The following is a 3,793-nucleotide window of genomic DNA, read 5'->3' as shown; positions in this document are numbered from 1 at the left end:
CTGGAAGACATCCGCTTCCCGATCGCCTACATCAAGACCTGCGGCGGCCCGCCGGCCGGTATCCAGCCGGAGCGCGACCGCCTGAACAAGTACGGCCGCCCGCTGCTCGGCGCCACCATCAAGCCGAAGCTGGGCCTGTCGGCCAAGAACTACGGCCGCGCCGTCTACGAGTGCCTGCGTGGCGGTCTGGACATGACCAAGGACGACGAGAACGTCAACTCCCAGCCGTTCATGCGCTGGCGTGACCGCTTCGAGTTCGTCGGCGAGGCCATCCAGAAGGCCCAGCAGGAGACCGGCGAGCGCAAGGGTCACTACCTGAACGTCACCGCCTCCACGCCGGAAGAGATGTACAAGCGCGCCGAGTTCGCCAAGGAAGTCGGCTCGCCGATCATGATGCACGACTTCCTCACCGGCGGCTTCACGGCCAACACCGGCCTGGCCAACTGGTGCCGCGAGAACGGCATGCTGCTGCACATCCACCGCGCCATGCACGCCGTCATCGACCGCCATCCCAAGCACGGCATCCACTTCCGCGTGCTGGCCAAGTGCTTGCGCCTGTCGGGGGGCGATCACCTGCACACCGGCACGGTTGTCGGCAAGCTGGAGGGTGACCGCGCATCCACACTCGGCTTCGTTGACCAGCTGCGCGAGTCCTTCGTGCCGGAAGACCGCTCCCGCGGCGTGTTCTTCGATCAGGACTGGGGCTCTATGCCCGGCGTGTTCGCCGTCGCCTCCGGCGGTATCCACGTCTGGCACATGCCGGCGCTGGTGACGATCTTCGGTGACGACTCCATGCTGCAGTTCGGTGGCGGTACCCAGGGCCATCCTTGGGGCAACGCCGCCGGCGCCGCTGCCAACCGCGTCGCGCTGGAGGCCTCGGTCAAGGCCCGCAACGAGGGCCGCGAGATCGAGAAGGAGGCCCGCGACATCCTGACCGAGGCGGCACGGCACAGCCCCGAGCTGGCCATCGCGATGGAGACCTGGAAGGAGATCAAGTTCGAGTTCGAGACCGTCGACAAGCTCGACGTCAAGTAACCCGGCGCCGACGATCTTCGGCGCTGCCCGGCCGCCAACGGGCCGGGCACGCCGCCGCCCAACGAACGCCAGATCCACCGAACACGCAGGAATTACGCCATGCCTCTTCAAGACACCATGGGTGACTACCAGACCAAGCGGACCCTGGAGACCTTCGGTTTCCTTCCTCCCATGAGCCAGGACGAGATCTACACCCAAATCGCCTACATCCTGGCCCAGGGCTGGACGCCGGCTATCGAGCACACGCACCCGAGCCAGGCCATGGAAGACTACTGGACCATGTGGAAGCTGCCCTTCTTCGGTGCCCAGGAGCTGGGCGACGTGGTCGCTGAGCTGGAAGCCTGCCACCGCGCCTATCCGGACCATCACGTGAAGCTCACCGGCTACGACAACTACACCCAGAGCCAGGGCTCCGCTTTCGTGGTCTTCCACGGCCGGGGCTGATCCCGTACCCGGCTGCCGGGGGCTGCTTGAGCACGACGCCGAGCTGCAGCCCCCGCCGGCCGGCCCGGCTTTGAAGCGCCGCCGATGCCGATGACCGCGTTTTCGGTCTTCGTGCATCTGGCGGGCGCCGCCGGCGAGACGGCGCAGGAACGGCAATATCCGTTGCTGGCCGCCGTCGCAAGTCGCGAGCCGTCTCCGGCGCTCGCACCGATGTCGTCAGAGCAACCGACGCTGCCTCCCGCAACAGGCACTGGAACCAGTCACATGGCAAGCAAAGCGAACCTGAAATCGAGCGGCCGAGAAGCGGCCCTGGCCCGGCGCAAGGCCATGTCGACCCAGGGCAAGCAGGGCGCGCGTACCAGCGCGCCGGAGCGCACTCGCGGCGCGCCGCGGACATCACCGGCACCGGCTGCTTCAACCCCCGTTTCCGCGTCTGCGCCCAGCGCGCCGACACGGAGCGCGACTGTGCCGCAGCCCAGCTTCGCCGCGGCTCCGCGTCCGCGTGTGGGCGCTGCGCCGCAATCCCCGAGCGTCGCGAGTCGTGCGCTCGCCCGTCAGCGCCGCGCCGCGCTGGCGAAGGATGGCCGTCGCGCGCAACGCCGCAGTGATCGTGTCCGCGGCGAGGACGACGGTTTGCAGGGAGGCCACGGCAGGCCCGCAGAACAAGCGAGCAAGAACACCGGCTGCGGTGGGGGCAGCAACGGAGAGCGCAAGGAGGCCAGCCAGGCGGCACCGAATCTGAGTCAGTTTACCAACCAGCCCGGCGCACAGTCTCGCTCTCTCAGCCTGGGTCAGGGTAACGGCAAGGCCTCCGCGCTGCTCAACAAGCGCGCGGAAGCCGCGCTCGGCGCCAAGCCCACGTCCCGGATGCGCTCACTGGCACGGCGAAAGGCGCTGTCGAGCCGCGGAAAGGGCGCGGACGCCAGCTCCCAATCCACGGCGAGCCTCGCACGCCAGGCCAACCCGAAGCTCAGTGGCCGCGAGCTCGCGCAGAAGGTGCGCGCTCAACGCAGCACCAACGGCGGCGCCGGTGAGCGCAAGTCCTCGCCGACGGGCCGCATCCATCCGAACAAGCGCAAAGCCATGGCCGAAACCCGTCAAGGCGCCGCCTCGGATCAGCCCTGGAAGGTCGCCGTCAGCGAGACCGCCATGGGTCAGCTGGTGACCGGCACCAAGGTCGGGCGCAGCCACAAAACCACGGGCGACGAGCCCAGCACCTGCCGCCCCGTCACCGGGACGGAATACATGGGCGCGGACATCTTCCGCGAGTTCTGCCAGTCGGAGCCGATGCGCACCGTGCCCAAGGTGCAGCAGAGCCCGACCGGTCACGGTCAGCACGTCACCGGCAACGAAGTCGGGCGCTCGCCGAAGGTCACCGGCGACGAGCCCGGCACGTGCAAGAACGTCACCGGCACCGAATACCTCTCGCCCACCCAGTATGAGGCCTTCTGTGACGCTCGCCCCGCTCCGGGGCCGAGAAAGATCGGCGCTGCCAAAACCTATGGCGGCAAGCCCGTGTCCGGCAACATGGTGGGCCGCTCCGGCAAGGTCACCGGTGACGAGCTTGGCGCCGAAATCAAGCCCACCGGCACCCAGTACACAGCGCCTTCCGACATCGGCACGGATATCGTCCCGCCCAAGGTGGGCCTGTCCATGACCCTATCCGGCGGCAGCGTGAGCGGCACTCGGGTTGGTCGCTCTGCCAAGGTCACCGGTGACGAGCCGGGCAGCTGTCGGGTCGTCACCGGCGACGAGTATGTAGACCTTGCTCAGTATCAAGCCTGCAACGTCGAGGCCAACCCGGAGCCGCCGAAGGTGGGCGCCTCGGCGACCAACAAGGGGCAGTTCGTCTCCGGCACCCAGACCGGCCGCTCCACCAAGGTCACCGGCGACGAGCCCGGCACCTGCAAGGCCATCACCGGCACGCCCTATGCCGGCTTGGAGCAGGCGGCGGATTACTGCGAGCCGCCGCAGCAACGGGAGATACAGGCCCGCACCCGTCCGCTCGCGATGACCCCGGGGCCGGCCATGACCGGCGTCCAGCCTGGCATCAGCGGACCAAAGGCCGGTGGACGCAGCTTCGGTGGCGGTATGACCGGCGCCGGCAAGGGTGCCTGCGAGCCGCTCACCGGTACGCCCTATGTCGGTAAAGACCAGTGGGCCGAGGCCTGTGGTGGCAATGGCGCGCAGCCGGGCGCGCCCGACTTCCCGCCGGCCATCGCCGGTGGACGCGCATCGCAATTTGGCCCATGGCCGGGGGTCCTGGTCGCCCGCCCGGCCAGGGAGGCCTCGGCGGCCCAGCCGCGCGGGGGAG

The 3,793-nt window shown here is 68.8% G+C and carries 3 protein-coding genes; all 3 read left to right on the top strand.

The window, feature by feature from the left end; all coding sequences use genetic code 11:
- The coding region (locus I6U14_RS13895) for a form I ribulose bisphosphate carboxylase large subunit (RefSeq protein WP_296900112.1) at positions 1-1,035 on the top strand (1,035 nt) is incomplete at its 5' end.
- Between the two features lie 99 nt (positions 1,036-1,134).
- Positions 1,135-1,479, top strand: a complete 345-nt coding sequence (locus tag I6U14_RS13890; protein ID WP_296900111.1) for a ribulose bisphosphate carboxylase small subunit — start codon at positions 1,135-1,137, stop codon at positions 1,477-1,479.
- 465 nt (positions 1,480-1,944) lie between these two features.
- Positions 1,945-3,793, top strand: a 1,849-nt coding sequence (locus tag I6U14_RS13885; RefSeq protein ID WP_296900110.1) for a CsoS2 family carboxysome shell protein, incomplete at its 3' end; no start/stop codon positions are given.

Source organism: Thiohalocapsa sp. (assembly GCF_019695415.1).
GTDB lineage: Bacteria > Pseudomonadota > Gammaproteobacteria > Chromatiales > Chromatiaceae > Thiohalocapsa.
This window is presented reverse-complemented; position numbering and strand designations above follow the sequence as displayed.

Bases quoted from the DNA above. Each gene is read 5' to 3' on its own strand.
- I6U14_RS13890 (WP_296900111.1), top strand. From the start codon at position 1,135: ATGCCTCTTCAAGACACCATGGGTGACTACCAGACCAAGCGGACCCTG.